At 73.0% G+C, this 19090-nt stretch carries 16 protein-coding genes; 6 read left to right on the top strand and 10 right to left on the bottom strand.

Annotation, left to right across the window (positions count from 1 at the left end; genetic code table 11):
• The first annotated feature begins 93 nt into the window (after positions 1-93).
• Both serB and BLT52_RS07980 read left to right on the top strand, forming a co-directional pair.
• Complete coding sequence (gene serB / locus BLT52_RS07985; RefSeq protein ID WP_197679250.1) at positions 94-969, top strand: phosphoserine phosphatase SerB; 876 nt, start codon at positions 94-96, stop codon at positions 967-969.
• Positions 966-2402 (top strand): gamma-glutamyltransferase, encoded by a 1437-nt coding sequence (locus BLT52_RS07980; protein ID WP_090596466.1) that lies wholly within the window; start codon positions 966-968, stop codon positions 2400-2402. The genes serB and BLT52_RS07980 overlap by 4 nt, the downstream gene beginning before the upstream one ends.
• Positions 2403-2494: 92 nt before the next feature.
• Here the strand turns inward: BLT52_RS07980 and BLT52_RS07975 are convergent, their stop codons facing one another.
• Both BLT52_RS07975 and BLT52_RS07970 read right to left on the bottom strand, forming a co-directional pair.
• Entirely contained in the window at positions 2495-3058 is a 564-nt protein-coding gene (locus BLT52_RS07975) for a hypothetical protein (protein ID WP_157677031.1), read from the bottom strand.
• 183 nt (positions 3059-3241) lie between these two features.
• Complete coding sequence (locus tag BLT52_RS07970) at positions 3242-3532, bottom strand: helix-turn-helix transcriptional regulator (RefSeq protein ID WP_090592211.1); 291 nt, start codon at positions 3530-3532, stop codon at positions 3242-3244.
• A gap of 63 nt (positions 3533-3595) precedes the next feature.
• On the opposite strand from BLT52_RS07970, the gene map reads away from it, so the two are divergent.
• Complete coding sequence (gene map / locus BLT52_RS07965; protein ID WP_090592208.1) at positions 3596-4375, top strand: type I methionyl aminopeptidase; 780 nt, start codon at positions 3596-3598, stop codon at positions 4373-4375.
• A 46-nt stretch (positions 4376-4421) separates the two neighbouring features.
• Here map and BLT52_RS07960 read toward each other — a convergent pair whose 3' ends face one another.
• Entirely contained in the window at positions 4422-7832 is a 3411-nt protein-coding gene (locus BLT52_RS07960) for a glycoside hydrolase family 2 TIM barrel-domain containing protein (protein WP_231946555.1), read from the bottom strand.
• Between the two features lie 385 nt (positions 7833-8217).
• Between BLT52_RS07960 and treY the strand changes: the two genes are divergently transcribed.
• Positions 8218-10521 carry a malto-oligosyltrehalose synthase gene (treY, locus tag BLT52_RS07955; RefSeq protein WP_231946554.1) on the top strand — a complete coding sequence of 768 codons (2304 nt, stop codon included), beginning with the start codon at positions 8218-8220 and terminating at the stop codon, positions 10519-10521.
• A 99-nt stretch (positions 10522-10620) separates the two neighbouring features.
• Here the strand turns inward: treY and BLT52_RS07950 are convergent, their stop codons facing one another.
• Genes BLT52_RS07950 through BLT52_RS07940 form a run of 3 tightly spaced genes read right to left on the bottom strand, consistent with a single transcriptional unit; the run spans position 10621 to position 12679 of the window.
• Entirely contained in the window at positions 10621-11406 is a 786-nt protein-coding gene (locus BLT52_RS07950; protein WP_231946553.1) for a GTP pyrophosphokinase, read from the bottom strand.
• Positions 11403-11924 carry a GNAT family N-acetyltransferase gene (locus tag BLT52_RS07945; RefSeq protein WP_090592205.1) on the bottom strand — a complete coding sequence of 174 codons (522 nt, stop codon included), beginning with the start codon at positions 11922-11924 and terminating at the stop codon, positions 11403-11405. The genes BLT52_RS07950 and BLT52_RS07945 overlap by 4 nt, the downstream gene beginning before the upstream one ends.
• 50 nt (positions 11925-11974) lie before the next feature.
• On the bottom strand, positions 11975-12679 hold the full coding sequence (locus tag BLT52_RS07940; RefSeq protein ID WP_090592204.1) for a GNAT family N-acetyltransferase: 705 nt from the start codon (positions 12677-12679) through the stop codon (positions 11975-11977).
• 613 nt (positions 12680-13292) lie between these two features.
• Here BLT52_RS07940 and BLT52_RS07935 point away from each other — a divergent pair.
• A complete protein-coding gene (locus tag BLT52_RS07935; protein ID WP_090592202.1) occupies positions 13293-13745 on the top strand; it encodes an MOSC domain-containing protein in 453 nt (150 codons plus the stop codon).
• Entirely contained in the window at positions 13742-14605 is an 864-nt protein-coding gene (locus BLT52_RS07930; RefSeq protein ID WP_197679249.1) for a class I SAM-dependent methyltransferase, read from the top strand. The genes BLT52_RS07935 and BLT52_RS07930 overlap by 4 nt, the downstream gene beginning before the upstream one ends.
• 84 nt (positions 14606-14689) lie before the next feature.
• Here the strand turns inward: BLT52_RS07930 and tuf are convergent, their stop codons facing one another.
• From tuf to rpsL, 4 genes are all read right to left on the bottom strand, one after another.
• Positions 14690-15883 (bottom strand): elongation factor Tu, encoded by a 1194-nt coding sequence (gene tuf, locus BLT52_RS07925; RefSeq protein ID WP_090592200.1) that lies wholly within the window; start codon positions 15881-15883, stop codon positions 14690-14692.
• A gap of 134 nt (positions 15884-16017) precedes the next feature.
• The gene (gene fusA, locus BLT52_RS07920) at positions 16018-18114 is read right to left on the bottom strand and encodes an elongation factor G (RefSeq protein WP_090592198.1); all 2097 of its coding nucleotides are present in this window, start codon (positions 18112-18114) and stop codon (positions 16018-16020) included.
• A gap of 79 nt (positions 18115-18193) precedes the next feature.
• A complete protein-coding gene (gene rpsG / locus BLT52_RS07915; protein ID WP_090592196.1) occupies positions 18194-18664 on the bottom strand; it encodes a 30S ribosomal protein S7 in 471 nt (156 codons plus the stop codon).
• The gene (gene rpsL, locus BLT52_RS07910; protein ID WP_090592195.1) at positions 18664-19035 is read right to left on the bottom strand and encodes a 30S ribosomal protein S12; all 372 of its coding nucleotides are present in this window, start codon (positions 19033-19035) and stop codon (positions 18664-18666) included. Before rpsL ends, rpsG begins: the two co-directional genes overlap by 1 nt.
• Positions 19036-19090: the final 55 nt, after the last annotated feature.

The raw sequence follows: 19090 nt of genomic DNA, 5'->3' as shown, positions 1-19090 counted from the left end.
ACCCCGACCGCCCGGAGCAGCGGCCGCGTGAGGCGGTCGACCGCCCACTGGCGTCGGAGGTCCGGCGTGGCCGCCGCTGTCTAGGATCGGGGCGTGAACCCCGTGCGCATCGTCGTCGTCCGTCCCGACCGGGTCGGCGACCTCGACCCCGTCGTCCGTGCCGCCTCGGCGGTCGTCGACGACCTCCGGGTGGGCGAGCCGACCGAGCGCGACGGGCTGGTGAGCGTCCCGCTGGACGGCCGGCTGCGCAGCGACGTCGCCACCGTCCGCCAGGCCGTGACCAGGCCCGCGCAGTCCGCCGGTTGGGACGTCGCCGTGGTCAGCGGCGCGCCGCTGGAGTCGGTGGGTCTGCTGGTGCTGGACGTCGACTCCACGCTCATCACCGCCGAGGTGATCGAGCTCCTCGCCGAGCACGCCGGCAGCCGGACGGAGGTCGCCGCGGTCACCGACCGGGCCATGCGCGGGGAGATCGACTTCGTCGAGAGCCTGCGGGATCGGGTGGCCACCCTGGCCGGGGTCCCGGTGGGCGCGCTGGAGGACGTGATGCACCAGGTGCACCTGGCTCCCGGGGCGACCGCCCTGATCGCCCGGGCCCGCGAGCACGGCGCCACCATCGGCCTCGTCTCCGGAGGCTTCACCGAGGTGGTCACCCCCGTCGCCTCCCTGCTGGGGATCACCCACGTCCGCGCCAACTCCCTGGAGGTGGCCGACGGCCGGCTCACCGGGCGGGTCAGCGGCCCCGTGGTCGACCGCGCCGGCAAGGCCACCGCCATGCTCGCCTGGGCCGACCAGCTCGGCGTGCCAGCCGGGCGCACGGTGGCCATCGGCGACGGCGCCAACGACCTGGACATGCTGGCCGCCGCCGGTCTCGGCATCGCCTACCGCGCCAAGCCGGTGGTCGCGGCCGGCGCCGACGCCGCCATCGAGATCCCGCGGCTGGACGTGGCCGCCGAGTTCCTGCGGTGGTGAGCGGTCCCGTCGCCGCCGTCCGCCCGGGGGTCGCCGCCGCGCACCCGAGCACCGCGGCCGCCGGTGCGGCCGTGCTGCGACGCGGGGGGCACGCCGTCGACGCCGCCGTGGCCATGGTGCTGGTGAGCTGCGCGGCCGAGACGCTGTTCACCGGCCTCAGCGGCGGCGGGTTCGCGGTCGTGCACGACGCGGCCACCGGCGAGGTCACCTGCGTGGACTTCTTCGTGGCCGTCCCCGGGCTCGGCGAGCGCCGCGGCTCGGGCGCGATCCCGATCGAGGTCTACCTCGGCGGCCACCCGGTCCCCTACGAGATCGGCCCCGCCACCGTCGCGGTGCCCGGCGTCCCCGCCGGGGTGCGCCACCTGTGGCAGCGCTGGGGACGCCTGGACTGGGCCACCCTGGTGGAGCCCGCGCTGCTCGCCTCCTACGGCACCCCCTTCCCGCTCACCCACGCCCAGCTGCTGCCCTTCATCACCGCCGCCATGTGCGCCGGCGAGGGCGCGCAGGTCTTCCAGCGACCCGACGGCACCCTGCTGCAGGCCGGTGACCCGCTGTCCCACCCCGACCACTGGCGGGCCTTCGAGACGCTGCGCGACGCCCCCGACGACTTCTACCGCGGTCCCTACGCCGACGCGATGCTGGCCTCGGTGGCCGACGGCGGTGCGCTGAGCACGGCCGACCTGGCCGCCTACCAGGTGGTGGAGTCGACCCCGGCCGAGGTCACCCTCGACCTCGACGACGGCCGGGTCCGGGTGCTGGCCCGCGGGGACGACATGGACGACGTGCTCTCCACCCTCGCCGCCGCGGCCACGTCGGCACCCGGGGACCCGGTCACCGACCCCGAGGCGGCCTGCCAGCTGGTGGAGGCGCTGCGGGCCCACCCACGCCTGGCCGACACCACCAACGTCTGCGCGGTGGACGCCGACGGCAACGCCTGCGTGGCCACCACCAGCCTCGGCCTGGGCTCCTCGGTCTACGTCCCGGGCTACGGGGTGCACCTGAACTCGATGCTGGGCGAGGGCGAGCTGATCCGCGGCGAGGCCGTCCCGGGCCGGCGGATGACCTCGATGATGTCGCCCCTGGTGGTGCTGGACGACGAGGGGCGGCTGCGGGTGGCCGCCGGCGCCGCGGGAGGCAGCCGGATCCGCCCCGCGCTGGTGCAGACGGTGGTGCGGATGCTGCGCGGCACCGCACCCCAGCAGGCCATCGACCTGCCCCGGCTGACCGCCCTCCCCGGAGGCCAGGTCCGGTTGGAGCCCGGCTTCTCCCCCGCCGTGCTGGCCGCCCTGGCCGAGGCCGGCAACACCGTGGTGGAGACCGAGACCCAGCTGCCCTTCTTCGGCGGGGTCAGCGCGATCAGCCCGCTCGGCGCCGGCGCCGACCCGCGCCGCAGCGGCGAGTGGATCCTGGTCGACCCGGCGCAGCCGACCTGAGCCGCGACGGGCTCCCCGCCCGGGCCGGGGAGCCCGTCCGGCACCCGTACTCATCACGGCGTCGAGGCCCCGACGCGGTCGGAGGGCGTCGGTCAGGCGGTGCACCAGCCGGGCGCCGCGCCGACGTTGGTGACGTAGCGCGCCGAGACCCAGCGGCCGTCGGTGGTCCAGTACCAGCGGGTGTTGCCGCCGACGGACTGGCTGTCGACCTTGCACACGAGCCGCACGGTGGCGCCCTGGGCGAGCGTCGCCCCGGTCCTGGCGTCGGCCGTGGTGGGGCCCTTGCGGGCGACCAGGGCGGTGGTGGTCCGTCCGGTGGCGGGCGTCCGGCCGGCCGCGCACCAGCCGGGTGCCGCACCGACGTTGGCCACGTACCGGGCCGAGACCCACTCCCCGGTGGTCGGCGGCAGCGCGTACCAGATGTCGTTGCCGTCGACCACGGTCCCCCGGACCTTGCACTCGATCGGGATCACCTTGCCCCTGGCGACCACGCCCTCGGCGGCGGAGCGGGTGGACGGCGCGGAGCGCACGGTGAGGCCACCGGAGGCGATGACCCTGCCGTCGGAGGAGGCGGCGGAGGCCGGCAGGGACACCCCCGCCACGGTGAGGGCGGCTGCTGCCGCGGTGATCCCGAGGACCCGGACGACGTCGTGCATGATCTCTCCCTTGAGCGTGCGACCCGCGGGTCGGGCCGTCACGACCAGTACGCACCAGCCGGTGCTCGCGGGTGAGCCGTTCGACTGTGAGTTCGCGAAGAAACCGCCGGCCCCGGCCGGGAGGGAGGTGGCCGGTCCGCGGGGCCAGGCGTCGAGGCCGGCGACGCCCTGACCAGGAGCCTGCTAGGACGCCAGCCGCTCCCGGGTGTCGACCGTGGTCCCGCCGGTCGCGGGCTGGTTCATCTCGGCCCACACCACGTCCAGCGAGACGCCGAGGACGTCGGCGATCGCCGCGACCGTCGGGAAGGCGGGGGTGGCCACCCGGCCGGACTCGATCTTGCGCAGGGTCTCCGGGGAGACGCCGGCGTCCAGTGCGGTGGACAGCATCGACCGCTCGCCGCGGGCGCGGCGCAGGAGGGCGCCGAGACGCTGCCCGCGCTCGACGTCGGCGGGGGTGAGCGGCAACCTGACCATGTCCCGATCGTAGTACCGGGATAGCATGACCGGGATAGTTATCCCCAGCAGGAAGACCGCACCATGATCGAGATCATCAGCCCCTCCCGACTCCCCCGCGCCCGGGAGGCCGGAGCGCTGGTCGGGGACATCCTGCACACCGCGCGCACCCGCTGCACGGTGGGCACCAACCTGCTGGAGATCGACGGCTGGGCCCGCAGCATGATCGAGGACGCGGGGGCGACGTCCTGCTACGTCGACTATGCCCCCTCCTTCGGTCGCGGCCCCTTCGGTCACCACATCTGCACCTCGGTCAACGACGCCGTGCTGCACGGGCTCCCCTCCGACCGCACCGTCGCCGACGGGGACCTGGTCACCCTGGACCTCGCCGTCTCCCTGGGCGGGGTGGTGGCCGACGCGGCCGTCAGCTTCGTGGTGGGCAGCCCCCGCCCGGAGGACCTCGCGCTGATCGACACCACCGAGCGGGCCCTCGCCGCGGGGATCGCCGCCGCCGTCCCGGGGAACCGGCTGGGCGACGTCTCGCACGCCATCGGCACCGTCCTGACCGGGGACGGCTACCCGGTCAACACCGAGTTCGGCGGCCACGGGGTGGGCTCGACCATGCACCAGGACCCGCACGTCGCCAACACCGGCCGGCCCGGACGCGGGTACGCGCTGCGTCCCGGCCTGCTGCTGGCCCTGGAGCCGTGGGTGATGGTCGGCACCGACCGTCTGGTCACCGACGCCGACGGCTGGACCCTGCGCAGCGCGACCGGCTCCCTGACCGCCCACAGCGAGCACACCGTCGCCGTCACCCAGGACGGGGTGGAGGTGCTGACCCTTCCCCCGCACCTGCGCGGCTGAGCGTCCCCGTCCGGCCGCCCCGGTGCAGGGGCGGCCGGGACGGGTCTCAGACCAGGAACCGCAGCGTGCGCGCCTCGGGCCGCAGCGCGTGCGTCGGCCAGACGTCCGGACCGCAGGCCCGCGACCCGAGGCCGTGCTGGGCGGCGTCGAGGTAGAGGTGGGTGTGCTCCCCCTGCGCCAGCTCGTGCGGGTGGGCGGCCTCGCTGAGCTGCTGGGCGGTGAACCGGCTGAGCGTGAACCCCGGACGCCTCCCCTGCTCGTCGGCCACCGCCTCCAGCTCCAGCACCGGACGCCCGGCGCGGGTCAGCGAGAGCCGCCGCAGGCCCGAGCGGTGCCCGGTCTCCTGCGGGCGGGAGTACGGCGTGGCGAGCTCGTCGACGCCCAGGGCCCAGGTGCCGACCAGCGCGGCGCGACGGCTGTCGGGGTAGGACTCGTTCGGCCCCAGCCCGAACCACTCGGCCCCGTCGACCTCGGCCGGCAGGTCCAGCCGGACCCCGAGCCGCGGCCAGGTCGAGGGCCAGCCGCGTGAGGGCACCAGCTGGACCGAGACCGCCAGCCGCTCCCCCTGCTCGGTGCGCACCAGCCGGTAGCTGGTGGTGCAGGTTAGCCGTGCTCGCCCGTTGGCGGCCATGCTGACGCCGCGGGTGACCAGCCGGTCCTCACCGGCCTCCACCGCGACCACCCGGTGCACCAGCCGGTGCAGGCCCTGGCTGCGCCAGGTCTGCTCCGCCGACGGCGCCTGGCGGCCCTTGGGCTCGGCCCACGGGTCGACGTCGGCGTAGCTGCCGAAGCTCTTGCCCCGGTCGTTGTCGGTGGGCGCGCGCCACAGCTCGGGGCGGGGCCCGGACACCGGCAACCCGGCCAGCGAGGTCAGCACCCCGTGCTCGAGCACGGCCGGGCCGAGCTCGAGCCGGGCGGGCACCGTCGAGCGCGCGGGGAGCACCGCCGGCCCCGGGTCGAAGAGGGCGATCGGGCGCTGGCTGGCCGGGGCCAGCGGGAACTGGCCGCGGGCCACCACGTGACCCGAGGGCGCCCAGGCGGTGGCCTCCAGCAGCTCGGCCTCGACGGTCAGCCAGGCCTCGCCGTCCAGCGCCGGGGTGCCGGGGTCCAGGGTGATCCGGCTGCTCTTGCCCGGCTGCACCGTCGGCACCTTGACCGTGCCCCGGGTCACCACGTCGCCCTCGACCTCCACCCGCCAGCGCAGCCGGAGGTCGGAGGTGTCGGTGCTGTGGCGCAGGTTGTCCACCGTGAGCCGGTTGGCCGACCAGGCCAGCCGCAGCGGCTGCACCACCGCGGCGTACTCGTGCAGCCCCGGGGAGGGGGTGTCGTCGCTGAGGACCAGCCCGTCCATCACGAAGTTGCCGTCGTGCACGACCTCCCCGAAGTCCCCGCCGTAGGCCAGGAACCGGGTGCCGCCCGACCCGTCCGGTGCCACGGGGGTGGTGTGCCACAGGCCGTGGTCGCGCCACTCCCAGACGAACCCGCCCTGCAGCCGCGGGTGGTTCTGGAAGAGCTCCTCGTACTGGTCGATCGCACCGGGACCGTTGCCCATCGCGTGCACGTACTCGCAGAGGATGAAGGGCTTGGTCCGCTGCCGGGCGCCCTCGGTGCTGGTGCAGCCCAGCAGCGGGGACAGGTCCCCGTCGGTGCCGATCGCGGTGGTCTCGGGGATGGAGGAGTACATCCGGGAGTACACGTCGGTGTACTGCCCGGTGTAGTCACCCTCGTAGTGGACCGGTCGGGAGGGATCGCGGTGGTGCACCCAGCCGGCCATGGCGGCCAGGTTCTCCCCCGTGCCGGCCTCGTTGCCCAGCGACCACATCACCACGCAGGCGTGGTTCTTGTCCCGCTCCACGGTCTTGGTGATGCGCTCCAGGTAGGCCTCGCGCCAGGCGGGGTCGTCGCTGGGGTTCTGCGCCCAGTCCTGGCTGCCGAAGGCGTGGGTCTCCAGGTCGCACTCGTCGACCACCCAGAAGCCGAGCTCGTCGGCCAGGTCGAGCACGCGCGGGTGCGGTGGGTAGTGGCTGGTGCGGATGGCGTTGACGTTGAACCGCTTCATCAGCGCCATGTCCGCGCGGGCGTGGGCCTCGTCGAAGACGCGCCCCTGCTCGGGGTGGGTCTCGTGCCGGTTGACGCCGTGGAACAGCACCCGGGTGCCGTTGACCAGCAGCACGCCGTCCTCGATGGAGACGGTGCGGAACCCGACCCGCTGGGTGATGGTCTCCGCGGCGTTGCTGACCACGGCCTCGTAGAGCCGGGGACGCTCGGCGGACCAGGGCTCGACCTCGGCCAGCTCCACCGGGGCGACGTCCTCGGGGCTCTCCCACGTCCGGTGGACGTCGAGCTCGGCGATGCTGAGGGTCACCGGGAAGGCCTCGGGGCGGGCGTCCAGCTCCACCTCGAGGGTGCCGGCACCGCTGCCGGCGACGGGGCCGGAGTAGCCGGCGCGCAGCCAGAGGTCGGTGATCCCGGCCGCCGGGCGGGCCACCAGGGTGACGTCGCGGAAGATGCCGGGCAGCCACCACTGGTCCTGGTCCTCCAGGTAGGTGGCCGCCGACCACTGGTGAACCCGGACCGCGACCGTGTTGGTCTCCCCGGCCCGGACGTGGGCGGTGACGTCGAACTCGGTGGCCAGCCGGCTGCCGGTGCTGACCCCCACCTCGGCCCCGTTGACCCAGACCCGGTAGGTGGACTCCACGCCGTCGAAGCGCAGCAGCACGCGCTCGCTGCCGTCGGTCCAGCCGGCCGGGACGTCCAGGGCGAGCCGGTGGTCCCCGGTCGGGTTCTCGTCGGGGACGTTCGGCGGGTCCAGCGGGATCGGCAGCTGGACGTTGGTGTAGATCGGACGTCCCCAGGCGCCGTCGGGGCGCAGCACCCAGTGGGTGGGCAGCGTGATCGACTCCCAGCCGCTGTCGTCGTAGCCGGGGTCGGCGAAGTCGGTCGGGCCCTCGCCGGCGGGCAGCACGCCGCCCGCGCCGGCGGTCCCGGGGACGGCCGGGAGCAGCCGGAAGCGCCACTCCCCGTCCAGGGAGAGCGTGGGGGCGTCGCCGTGCAGCCAGGAGCGGGGCGCGGTGCGGGCACCGCGACCCGGTGAGGTGGAGGTGAGGTAGGAGACGTCCGCCACGTCGGTGCCGGATGGGCCGGTGGCCTCGGCCTGGGCGGACGGCGCGTCGGTCGTCCCGGCTCCGGGGTCGGCGGGGGGTGAGTCGACGGCAGGCCCGTCGGTGGCAGGCGCGTCGGCCGGGGGCACGTCGGCGGCGGACACGTCGGCCGCGGACGAGTCGGCAGCCGGCACGTCGGCCTCGGACGAGTCGGCAGCGAGCACGTCGGCGCTGGGCGCGTCAGCCGAGGCGGCAGTGGGTGCTGCGCCGGTGGAGAGGTCGTCGGTGGAGGGTGCGGGGGCCTCGCCCGTCCCGCCCTCGCCAGGTGCAGGGGTGGGCTCCACGGCTTCGCTCACGGGACAGCTCCTTCGGTGGGGCCGCCGCGCCGGTGGCGCTGCAGCACGGTCGGGCGACGGCCGACGGGGTACACCGGGACGAGCACGCCACCGGTGAGTCGGCTGGTGCAACTCTGGCAGACGGACGGTCGCCGGCCGTCGACTGCTCAGCTCGGAGGTGGTCGGGTGGGGCCGCTGGTCCGACCGTACGGCCGGGGCAGGTGGGCCCGACGCCCTCCGGACCCGTGGAGGTGCACGACGTAGCGACGGGGCCGTGCGGGACTCCGGCCCACGAGGAAAACATCTGACCGGGCCGGCGACGACGGCCTCCCCGGGTCCGTCGCGCCACCTGGCTGTCTCTCTGGCCCTGGTCACGACGCCCGGACGGGCCCGTTAGCGTTAGCGCGTGACGACTCCCGCCGTGCCCGCCCCGCCGTCCTCGACCTACCGGCTGCAGGTGCGCGCCGGCTTCACCCTCGACGACGCCGCCGCGCTGGTCGACTACCTGTCCGACCTGGGCGTGGGGGCGGTGTACCTGTCCCCGCTGCTGACCTCCACCCAGGGCAGCGACCACGGCTACGACGTCACCGACCCGACCACCCTGGACGCCGCCCGAGGCGGCGAGGAGGGCTGGGCGCACCTGGTCGAGGCCGCCCGCGCCGCCGGGCTGGGGCTGGTGCTGGACATCGTCCCCAACCACCTCGGGGTGGCCGCCGCGCACGAGAACCCGGCCTGGTGGGGCGTGCTGGCCGAGGGCCAGGACTCCCCGTACGCCCGCTGGTTCGACATCGACTGGTCCACCGCCCCGCTGCGCATCCCCGTGCTGGGTGACGAGGTGGGCGAGGACGAGCTGCAGGTGGTGGCCGTGGACGGCGGGCACGAGATCCGCTACCACGAGCACCGCTACCCGGTGGCCGAGGGCAGCTACACCGAGGGCGACCCGGTGCAGGACGTGCTGGACCGCCAGCACTACCGGCTGGTGGGCTGGCGCAAGGCCGGCACCGAGCTCAACTACCGCCGCTTCTTCGCCGTCGCCGACCTGGCCGGGCTGCGGGTCGAGGACGAGGCCGTCTTCGACGCCACCCACGCCCGGGTGGCGCAGATGGTCGCCGAGGACCAGCTGGTCGGGATCCGGGTGGACCACCCCGACGGCCTGGTCGACCCGGCCACCTACTTCGAGCGGCTGCGGGCGCTGGCCCCGCAGGGCTGGCTGATCGGGGAGAAGATCCTCGAGCCGGGCGAGGAGCTGCCCGACTGGCCGGTGCAGGGCACCTCGGGCTACGACGCGATGACCGAGGTGGGCCAGGCCTTCGTCTCCCCCGTCACCGAGACCGCCTTCACCGAGCTGTACGCCGAGCTGACCGGTGACCGGCAGACCATGCACGAGGCGGTGCTGGCCGGGAAGCGCCACGTGGTGGCCACCCTCTTCGGATCCGAGCTCCGTCGGATCGCGGCACTGGCTCCTGAGCTGGACGCCGGCGAGGTCAGCACCGCGCTGGGCGAGCTGGCCTGCCGGTTCCGGGTCTACCGCTCCTACCTCCCCGACGGGGTGGCCGACCTGGACGCCGCCCTGGAAGCCGCGAGCCAGGACCCGGCGGTGGCCCGCACCCTGGAGGCCCTGTCGGCCCGGCTGCACGACCCCGAGGACGAGCTGGCCCGCCGGGTGCAGCAGCTGTCCGGCGCGGTGATGGCCAAGGGCACCGAGGACACCGCCTACTACCGCCAGGCGCGGTTCGTGGCGCTCAACGAGGTGGGCGGGGACCCCGACACCTTCGGCGTCGAGCCGGAGCAGTTCCACGCCGCCCAGGCCCGGCGCCAGGAGCGGCTGCCGGAGTCGATGACCGCCCTCTCCACCCACGACACCAAGCGGGGCGAGGACGTCCGGGCCCGGCTGGCCGTGCTGAGCGAGGTCCCGCAGGCCTGGGAGCGGTTCGTCCGGCACTTCCTGGAGCACGCCGGGCTGCCGCGCGAGGGCGTCGCGGACCGGGCGTTCGGCTACTTCCTGGCCCAGACCCTGGTCGGTGCCGGGCGGATCGAGCGGGAGCGGCTGCACGCCTACGCCGAGAAGGCCATGCGCGAGGCGTCGGCCTCGACCAGCTGGGACTCCCCCGACGAGCGGTTCGAGTCCGCGGTGCACGCCGCGGTGGACGCCGCCTACGACGACCCCTCGGTGGCCGACGACCTGGCCCGCCTGCTGACCCTGGTCGAGCAGCCGGGGTGGTCCAACGCGCTGGGGCAGAAGCTGGTGCAGCTGACGATGCCGGGCGTCCCCGACGTCTACCAGGGCACCGAGCTGTGGGAGGACTCCCTGGTCGACCCCGACAACCGCCGTCCGGTGGACTTCGAGGTCCGCCGGGCGATGCTGGCCTCCGACGCCGACCCGGTGGTCGACGGCTCGGGTGCGGCCAAGCTGCGGGTGGTCCGCGAGACGCTGCGGCTGCGGCGGGACCGTCCGGAGCTGTTCACCGGGTACACCCCGGTGCAGGCCTCCGGCCCGGCGGCCCAGCACCTGCTGGCCTTCGACCGCGGGGGCGTCACCAGCTGCGTCACCCGGCTCCCGCTCACCCTGGCCGAGGCCGGGGGCTGGCGGGGCACCACCCTGCGGACCGGTCCGGTGACCGACCTGCTGACCGGGCGCGAGCTGGAGGGCGAGGTGTCCCTCGACGAGCTGCTCGGGCGGCTGCCGGTCGCCCTGCTGGTGGCGCGCTGATCCGTCGGGCTGCTGCTGCGCGCTGGGACCGCGGCGACCCGGACCAGGGACGGCGTGGGCCGGCTGGCTCGAGGTCGTCGACGGTCGGCGGCTGAGGGCTCAGTCGCGGGGGCCCGCGGGAGGGTCGACCGGGCCGGTCCCCGGCCCCTCGTCGTCCACGGCGACGCCGAGCGCGCGGGCGTAGCGGGCGAACAGGTCGGCCGGCGGCGCGAGGGGCGCCGCCGGGGCGAGCGACTGGGGCGCGTGCACCTGCTGGTGCAGGTCCTGCATGGTGAGGTCGAGGCTGTTCACCGCGGCCGCGGCCTGGGTCAGGTCCTCCACCAGGCTGGCCGGCACCGAGCCGCCGTACTTGTAGTAGATCCGGTGCTCCAGGCTGGCCCAGAAGTCCATCGCGATGGTGCGCAGCTGGATCTCCACCGGCACCCGCGAGACCTCCCTGGCCCGGTAGACCGGGACCTCGACGATGAGGTGCAGGCTCTGGTACCCGTTGGCCTTGGGGGCGGCGATGTAGTCGCGCTCCTCCAGCACCCGGACGTCCTCGTGCCGGGCGATGACGTCCCGGACGGCGTAGGTGTCGCTGAGGAAGCAGCAGGTGACCCGGACGCCGGCGATGTCGAGGGTGTTGGCGCGGATGCTGTCCAGGTCGACCGGCTGGCCCTTTCGCCGGGCCTTGGCGAGGATGCTCTCCGGCGACTTCAGCCGGGAGTTGATGTGCTCGATCGGGTTGTGGTCGTGGGCGTTGTTGTAGTCCTCGCGCAGGATCTGGATCTTGGTGACCACCGAGTCGATGGCGAACTTGTAGCCGAGCATGAAGTCGTTCAGCAGGCGCATGTGCTGACCCACCTCGTGCACGGGACCGGGCTCGACGGCCTCGGCACCGCTCACGACGCGCTGCCCGCCGGGGCGAACCCGAGGGAGTGGAAGAGGCTGCGGGCGCTCGCGTTGCTGTCCTCGACCAGGATCTGCACCTGGTCGGCCTCGGCGGCTGCGGCCCGCATGGCCGAGACCACCAGCGCCCGGCCCAGCCCGCGCCCCTGCCACGGCGGGGCGGTGCACAGGTCCAGCACCAGCGGCGCGGACGTCCCCGCCGCCCCGGGCGCCGGGTGGACGGTGAGCACCCAGGCGATCACCTGGCCCTGCTCGTCCACCGCGACCAGGCAGCCGTCGGGCACGAGCCGACCGTGCTCCCCGGCCAGGTGCCGGCCGACCTCCGCGGCGGCCGTGGCCGGGTCGGACCCGGCCCGACCGGGGTGCGCCTCGAGCCGCAGCCGGGCGACCGCCTCGGCGTCCCCGGGCCCGGTCGGGCGCAGCTGCACCCCGATCGGCAGCGCCGAGGGCGCCAGCCGGGTCGTCAGGGTGATCGGGTCGTGGGAGAGGTCCGCGAGCAGTGTCGTCTGCGCCATCGTCGTCCATTCCGTGGGGGTCGGGCGGTGCCCATCCTGCCAGGGCCGGGTCAACGACCGCCGGTCGCCGAGGAGCCGGGTGAGGTCTCCAGGGTCGTCCGCACCCCGAACGGCTCGAACCCGAGCGCCGCGGCCAGCCGCTCCGTGGCCCGGTGGCCCACCGGCGCACGCCACACCGGGACCAGCCCGGCGTCCAGGGCGTCGTTGGCCGCGATGCCGGCCAGCACCCGGCCCAGCCCGCGACGCCGGTGCGCCGGGGCGGTGAGCACGCCCAGGTTCGCCGTCAGACCGGCCCAGGTGCTGTACCCCGACCCGCTGCGGGGCTCCTCGTCCTCACCGAGGTGGATGAAGGTGGCCTCCATCGCCGACAGCCCCACGTCGGTGACGTCGTCGGGCGGGCAGCTCCGCTCCAGCGCCCGGGCTGCCTCCGCGCCGGGCTCGACCTCGAGCCGCTCCAGCTGTGGGTGGCGGTCCAGCGCGTCGAGGGCGGAGAGCTGGGCCGACCCCAGCACGCGACCGGTCGGGCACACCCGCAGCAGGGCGGACGCGTCGACCAGCGCGTCCTCGCCGAGCTCCTCGAGGTCGGCGTGGAGCGCCTCGGGGGCGGCCACCACGGTGGTCTCCCAGAGCCGGAGCACGGTGATCGTCCCCGCCTGCACCACCGGCACCCGGCCGGGTCGCTCCAGGGCGTCGTCGGCCAGGCCGAGCTGGCGGGCGAAGCAGAGCCGGATGATGGCCTCGGTGTTCCCTTCCACCCGTCCATCATTCCCCAGGTCGGTCTGCCGGTGGTCCCGTCGGCCACGGTGGGACTCCTCCGGTGACGACTGCCGGACGGCCCCGGGCGAGACGGCCGTGGCGTTCTCGGCGTGGGGCGGCGGCCGGTCGAGAGCAGAACCGGTCACCGAGCCCGACGGTGCGGCCTCCAGCGCAGGACCATCCGGCTCCGTGACCGGTTGTGCACGAGGTACCCGAGACGGGGACCACCGGCTGGACCGAGGGCGAGTCGGCCGGTGCCTGCCCGTGGCGCCGGCGGGGCTGGCGGCTGTCGGCACAACCGGTCACTCAGCGGACACCACCGGAGATGTGTCGGGACGTGTGCGCTGAGCGACCGGTTGTGCTGGCCGCCTGCGGCCGTTGGAGTCCGGCCGCTCGGCTCCTCGTCAGCCAGAGGCGAGCGGGTCAGCAGATCATCGCGGTCGGGCGTCCACCGGGGTCGGGCAGCGCACCGGCGTCGGGCAGGTCATCGGGGTCGGCCAGGTCATCGGGTCGGGCAGGTCGGGGCCGGTCCACCCGGCGTCGAGTCGAGGCGGAGGCCGCGCACCGCGTCGTGGCTGTCGGTGACGGACGCTCGTCGGGGAGGATGGGGGCATGAGCCCGCACGTGACCGCCATCCACCTGGCGCCGGGGTCGCGGCTGCCCACCCGCTCGGTCCCCTCGGTCCAGGCCGAGGCGGGACGTGGGCTGGTCGGCGACCGCTACCACGGCACCCGCCACCGCCACGTCAGCGTGCAGTCGCTCACCGACCTGGCCGCGGCCGCCGCCGACCTCGGCCAGCCGATCGAGCCAGGCAGCACCCGGCGCAACCTCACCATCGACACCGGGCGGCTGCCCACCCGGCCGGGTGAGCGGATCTGGATCGGTGACGTCGAGCTCGAGGTGGTGCGGATGGCGGCCCCCTGCCGCCTGCTGGACGACTGGATCGCCGAGGGGGCCCGTCGGGCCATGCACGCCCGCGGCGGCACGATCTTCCGGCTGCTCGGGTCGGGCACCATCCGGGTCGGCGACGAGGTCCGGCTGACCACGGAGGAGGCGGCCGCGTGAGCGAGCAGGAGGAGTTCCGCGGCTGGGTGGACGTGGACTGGGAGGCCGCCCGCGCCACCAACCACGCCAACTGGCAGGACCGGGTCAGGGTGCACACGCCCGCCTACGGTCTCGACCGCTACCGCGAGGACCCCGGGTACCTCTCCGACGTCGTCCGCCACGACCTCGCCCGGCTGGAGCCGCTGCTCCCGTCCGGCTCGGTGGCGGGGCTGGACCTCTGCCACCTGCAGTGCCACCTGGGCACCGACACCCTCTCCCTCGCCCGGGCCAGCGCCCGGGTGACCGGGGTGGACTTCTCCGCCGACGCCCTGGCCGTGGCCAGCCGGCTCGCCGCCGACACGGGCGTCGACGCGCGCTGGGTGGAGTCCGACGTGATGGTGGCCGCGCAGGCGGTCGGCACGGACTTCGACGTGGTCTACACCAGCATCGGCGCGATCTGCTGGCTCGCCGACCTGCGGCGCTGGGCCGAGCAGGTGCACGCCCTGCTGCGACCCGGCGGCACCTTCTACATCCGCGACGGCCACCCGGTGCTGCTGGCCCTGGACGACCGGTCCGATCAGCTGACCCTCCGTCACCGCTACTTCGGCGACGGGACCGCCGACGCCTGGGACGGCGAGTCCAGCTACGTCGGCACCGACCGGCTGACCTCCACCCAGAGCTACGAGTGGCCGCACCCGCTCTCGGAGGTGGTGCAGGCCCTCCTCGACGCCGGCCTGCAGCTGCTGCGGATGGAGGAGGACACCGTGCTCCCCTGGCAGTTCAGCCCGCGCATGGTCGAGGTGGAGGGCGGCTGGGCCTGGCCCGAGGACGAACGGGCACTGGTCCCCTGCACCTTCACCCTGGTCGCCCGGCGCCCGTAGCACGACCCGGGAGCCCCTCGGACATGCAGGAGGGCCCCGTGCCGAAGCACGGGGCCCTCCTGGTGGATCAGTCAGCGACTGGTGTCACTTGATGATCTTGGTGACCCGACCGGCGCCGACGGTGCGGCCGCCCTCACGGATGGCGAAGCGGAGCTCCTCCTCCATGGCGATGGGCTGGATCAGGTGCACGGTCATGTCGGTGTTGTCGCCGGGCATGACCATCTCGGTGCCCTCGGGCAGCTGGACCACACCGGTGACGTCGGTGGTGCGGAAGTAGAACTGCGGCGAGTAGTTGGAGAAGAACGGCTTGTGACGGCCACCCTCGTCCTTGTTGAGGATGTAGACGCGAGCCTCGAAGTCGGTGTGCGGGGTGGTCGAGCCCGGCTTGATCACGACCATCCCACGCTGCACGTCCTCCTTCTTGGTGCCGCGGAGGAGCAGGCCGACGTTCTCGCCCGCCTGGCCCTCGTCGAGGAACTTGCGGAACATCTCGACACCGGTGACCGTGGAGGTCTGCTTGGTCTCGCGGATGCCGATGATGTCGACGGTCTCGTTGACCTTGACGACGCCACGCTCGATGCGGCCGGTGATGACGGTGCCACGACCGGTGATGGTGAAGACGTCCTCCACCGGCATCAGGAAGGGCTTGTCGACCTCGCGCTCGGGCTGCGGGATGTAGTCGTCGACGGCGTCCATGAGCTCCTCGACCGACTTGACCCACTTCTCGTCGCCGTTGAGGGCGGGGAAGGCGGCCACGCGGATGACGGGGATGTCGTCACCGGGGAACTCGTTGTCGGAGAGGAGCTCGCGCACCTCCATCTCGACGAGCTCGATGAGCTCCTCGTCGTCGACCATGTCGCACTTGTTCAGCGCCACGACCATGGCCGGCACACCGACCTGGCGGGCGAGCAGCACGTGCTCGCGGGTCTGCGGCATGGGGCCGTCGGTGGCAGCCACCACCAGGATCGCGCCGTCCATCTGCGCAGCACCGGTGATCATGTTCTTCACGTAGTCGGCGTGCCCGGGGCAGTCGACGTGCGCGTAGTGACGCTTCTCGGTCTGGTACTCGATGTGCGCGATCGAGATCGTGATGCCGCGCTGACGCTCCTCGGGGGCCTTGTCGATCTGGTCGAACGCCGAGGCCTGGTTGAGGGTGGGGTACTTGTCGTGGAGCACCTTCGAGATCGCCGCGGTCAGCGTGGTCTTGCCGTGGTCGATGTGCCCGATGGTGCCGATGTTGGCGTGCGGCTTGGTCCGCTCGAACTTGGCCTTTGCCACTGGGGCTCCTTCTGGGTGTTCACCACGCGGTCGCGCGGCGATTCGTTGTTGTCTGACTGCTCGGTCGTCCCGAGGACGGACCAAGTGTGGTTCACGGCGCCGGGCAGGTCAAACCGGACCCGGCGCCGTGGTGGTCACTCTCCGCGCGACTTCGCGATGATCTCGTCCGATACCGTCTTGGGGGTCTCGGCGTAGGAGTGGAACTCCATCGAGTACGAGGCCTGGCCCGAGGTCTTGGACCGCAGGTCACCCACGTAGCCGAACATCTCCGACAGCGGCACCAGGGCGTTGACGACCTTGTTGCCGTGCAGGTCCTCCATCGACTGCATCTGCCCGCGACGGGAGTTGAGGTCACCGATGACGGTGCCCATGTACTCCTCCGGGGTGGTCACCTCGACGGCCATCATCGGCTCCAGCAGGGCCGGGTCGGCGCGGCGGGCGGCCTCCTTGAAGACCATCGAGCCAGCGATCTTGAAGGCGAGCTCGGAGGAGTCGACGTCGTGGTAAGCGCCGTCGGTCAGGCTCACCTTGATGTCCTCGACCGGGTAGCCGGCCAGTACACCGAAGGCCATCGCCTCCTGGATGCCGTGGTCCACCGCGGGGATGTACTCCTTGGGGATGCGACCACCGGTGATGGCGTTGACGAACTCGTAGCCCGACCCCGCCTCCTGCGGCTCCAGCTTGATGATGACCCGGGCGTACTGACCGGACCCACCAGACTGCTTCTTGTGGGTGTACTCCACCTTCTCCACCGGACGTCGCAGGGTCTCGCGGTAGGAGACCTGCGGCTTGCCGATGTTGGCCTCGACCTTGAACTCCCGCTTCATGCGGTCGATCAGGACCTCCAGGTGCAGCTCGCCCATGCCGGCGATGATGGTCTGCCCGGTCTCGTCGTCGGTGTGGACGCGGAAGGTCGGGTCCTCCTCGGCCAGCCGCTGGATCGCCATGCCCAGCTTCTCCTGGTCGGACTTGGTCTTGGGCTCGATGGCCTGCTCGATCACCGGTGCCGGGAAGTCCATCGACTCCAGCACGACGGGCTTGGAGGCGTCGCTCAGCGTCTCGCCGGTGGTGGTGTCCTTCAGACCCATCACGGCGACGATCTGACCGGCACCGACCGAGGCGATCTCCTCACGCTTGTTGGCGTGCATCTGGTAGATCTTCCCGATCCGCTCCTTGCGGCCCTTGGTGCTGTTGAGCACCATCGTGCCGGCCTCGAGACGACCCGAGTAGACGCGGATGTAGGTCAGCTTCCCCAGGTGCGGGTCGGCCGCGATCTTGTAGGCCAGCGCCGAGAAGGGCTCGCTGTCCGACGGCTTGCGGTGGATCTCCACCGTCTGGTCGCCGGGCTTGAAGCCCTCGATGTCGGGGACGTCGAGCGGCGAGGGCAGGTAGTCGATCACCGCGTCGAGCAGGGGCTGGACGCCCTTGTTCTTGAAGGCGGTGCCGCAGAGCACGGCGGTGATGGAGCTGGCCAGCACGGCGCGACGGATGGCGTGCTGCAGGCTCTCAGCACTCACGTCCTCACCCTCGAGGTAGGCCTCCATCAGCTCGTCGTCGTGGTCGGCGACGGTCTCCACCAGCTCGGTGCGGGCGGCGACGGCCTTCTCGAGCATGTCGGCGGGGATGTCCTCGACGGCGTAGTCCTCACCGATCGTGGTCTCACCGCGCCACACGAGGGCGCGCATCCGGACCAGGTCGACGACACCGATGAAGTCGCCCTCGGCCCCGATGGGGAGCTGGACGACCGCGGCGACCGCGTTCAGGCGGTTGCGGATGGTGCCCACGCAGAAGTCGAAGCTCGCGCCGGTGCGGTCCAGCTTGTTGATGAAGCAGATGCGCGGGACGCGGTAGCGGTCGGCCTGGCGCCACACCGTCTGGGACTGGGGCTCCACGCCCGCGACACCGTCGAAGACGGCGACGGCACCGTCGAGCACACGGAGCGAACGCTCTACCTCGATGGTGAAGTCGACGTGCCCGGGGGTGTCGATGATGTTGATCTGGTGGTCCTTCCAGTGGCAGGTCGTCGCGGCGGACGTGATCGTGATGCCGCGCTCCTGCTCCTGCTCCATCCAGTCCATCGTGGCGCCACCGTCGTGGACCTCGCCGATCTTGTAGTTGATCCCGGTGTAGAACAGGATCCGCTCGGTGGTGGTGGTCTTGCCCGCGTCGATGTGGGCCATGATCCCGATGTTGCGGACCTTGCCCAGGTCGGTCTTGATGTCGACAGCCACGGAAGCGTTCAACCTTCTCTCTGAGAAGTGGAAAAGAGGGGGTGACGGCCCCGGAGCGAGCTCCGGGACCGTCGGCGGCTCACCAGCGGTAGTGAGCGAAGGGCTTGTTGGCCTCGGCCATCTTGTGGGTGTCCTCGCGGCGCTTGACCGCGGCACCCAGGCCGTTGGAGGCGTCGAGGATCTCGTTCATCAGACGCTCCGACATGGTCTTCTCGCGGCGCTGCCGGGCGAAGCTCACCAGCCAGCGCATGGCCAGCGTGTTGGAGCGAGCCGGACGGACCTCGATCGGCACCTGGTAGGTGGCGCCACCGACACGGCGGCTGCGGACCTCCAGCGCCGGCTTGACGTTGTCCAGCGCGCGCTTGAGCGTCTGCACCGGGTCGATGCCGCTCTTGGCGCGGGTGCCCTCCAGGGCGGTGTAGACGATGCCCTGGGCGATCGTCTTCTTGCCGTCCTGCAGCACCTTGCTGACCAGCTGGCTGACCAGCGGCGAGCCGTAGACGGGGTCGACGAGGACGGGCCGCTTGGGGGCCGGACCCTTGCGAGACATTACTTCTCCTTCTTCGCGCCGTAGCGGCTGCGTGCCTGCTTGCGGTTCTTGACACCCTGGGTGTCGAGGGAGCCGCGGATGATCTTGTACCGCACACCCGGCAGGTCCTTCACACGACCGCCGCGCACCAGCACCATCGAGTGCTCCTGGAGGTTGTGGCCCACACCGGGGATGTAGGCGGTCACCTCGATGCCGCTGGAGAGCTTCACGCGGGCCACCTTGCGCAGCGCCGAGTTCGGCTTCTTCGGCGGCACGGTGTAGACGCGCGTGCAGACGCCGCGGCGCTGCGGCGCACCGCGGAGGGCGGGCGTCTTCGTCTTGCGAACCTTGTCGGCGCGGCCCTTGCGGACCAGCTGCTGGATCGTGGGCACCTGGTGGATCTCTTTCCTACGTCGGGTGTACTCGTGCTGTCTTGGGCGCAGACCG

The organism is Auraticoccus monumenti (assembly GCF_900101785.1).
GTDB lineage: Bacteria > Actinomycetota > Actinomycetes > Propionibacteriales > Propionibacteriaceae > Auraticoccus > Auraticoccus monumenti.
The sequence above is the reverse complement of the archived record's forward strand: the minus strand, read 5'-3'. Positions and strand labels throughout refer to the sequence as shown.

Coding starts and splice junctions, on each gene's coding strand:
- BLT52_RS07935 (WP_090592202.1), top strand. CDS start 13,293: ATGAGCCCGCACGTGACCGCCATCCACCTGGCGCCGGGGTCGCGGCTG.
- rpsG (WP_090592196.1), bottom strand. CDS start 18,664: ATGTCTCGCAAGGGTCCGGCCCCCAAGCGGCCCGTCCTCGTCGACCCC.
- map (WP_090592208.1), top strand. CDS start 3,596: ATGATCGAGATCATCAGCCCCTCCCGACTCCCCCGCGCCCGGGAGGCC.
- BLT52_RS07975 (WP_157677031.1), bottom strand. CDS start 3,058: ATGCACGACGTCGTCCGGGTCCTCGGGATCACCGCGGCAGCAGCCGCC.
- BLT52_RS07945 (WP_090592205.1), bottom strand. CDS start 11,924: ATGGCGCAGACGACACTGCTCGCGGACCTCTCCCACGACCCGATCACC.
- BLT52_RS07970 (WP_090592211.1), bottom strand. CDS start 3,532: ATGGTCAGGTTGCCGCTCACCCCCGCCGACGTCGAGCGCGGGCAGCGT.